Below are 1126 nucleotides of genomic sequence, written 5' to 3'. Positions count from 1 at the left end.
GAGTATATCGCCTCAACGCTTGAGCATGCCCCGTGGAATTTTGAAGAGTAAAGATTTGTAAGTATTCTGTCCTCATGTTTCCGCCTGTTTAGACCTCCTGTTTCGAGGTCTTTTTTATTATTTTTCATGGTGTTAAATAGTAATTGCTGATACATGTAGGCACATCTTGATTTCTTGCTCTGTAGCATGTCCTCAAAGGCGGTAGTACTGACCCGCTACCGCCTCCCCGAAACCTGCATGACAGCGAACCCCTTAACCTACATGCAGAGGCACCATGAAGAAACTACTCGAATTACGCCAGCAAAAAGCAACCTTTACCGAACAAATGCGTTCTCTTCTGACCAAAGCGGAAGACGAAAAGCGTTCACTGAATCCTGATGAAGCCAAACAGTTCGACGAACTGCGCACTCAGTCCGATGCCCTGAATGCCGAAATTGCCCGTTATGAGGCATTATCTGACGAAGAACGCAGTCAGGCAGGTAAACCCCAGCCAGCCAGTGAAAACCTCAGCAATGACGAACTGCGCCACTATATTGTGACCGGAGAAACCCGCGCCTTGTCTACGGGCGTCCCCTCCGAGGGTGGCTATACCGTTATCCCGGAACTGAACAAGCAGATCATGCAGCAATTGGCTGATGAATCGGTCATGCGCCAAATCTGTACTATCAAAACCACCCGCAGCAACGAATATAAACAGCTTGTTTCGGTCGGGGGGGCGGCAGTGGCACACGGGGAAGAAGGCAAGGCACGCGGTGAGACTGGTACACCGAAAATGGAAGAAGTCAGCATCAAACTGTTCCCTATTTACGCCTATCCCAAGACCACCCAAGAAATTATCGACTTTAGCGATGTGGATATCTTAGGCTGGCTGACCGCTGAGATTGCCGACACGTTCGTGGATACCGAAGAAACGGATCTCGTGAGCGGTGACGGCAGTAAAAAAGCGAAAGGCTTTCTGTCTTATCCCCGTGACACCCAAGGCGACAAGTTGCGTGATTTTGGCACGTTGCAAAAACTGGAAGCGACCACGCTTGAGGCCGATAGCCTGATTGATCTTAAGTTCCTGCTTAAGAACAAATACCGTAAAAACTCCGTCTGGGTGATGAACTCCAATACTGCCGCCAAC

The 1126-nt window shown here is 49.4% G+C and carries 1 protein-coding gene; it reads left to right on the top strand.

Annotated elements, in window-relative coordinates:
• Window positions 1-274 precede the first annotated feature (274 nt).
• A partial coding sequence (locus Xkoz_RS19165) for a phage major capsid protein (protein ID WP_099143517.1) occupies window positions 275-1126 on the top strand: 852 nt, incomplete at its 3' end.

Origin of the sequence: Xenorhabdus kozodoii (genome assembly GCF_002632875.1) — a bacterium.
GTDB classification, from domain to species: domain Bacteria; phylum Pseudomonadota; class Gammaproteobacteria; order Enterobacterales; family Enterobacteriaceae; genus Xenorhabdus; species Xenorhabdus kozodoii.
The sequence above is the reverse complement of the archived record's forward strand: the minus strand, read 5'-3'. Positions and strand labels throughout refer to the sequence as shown.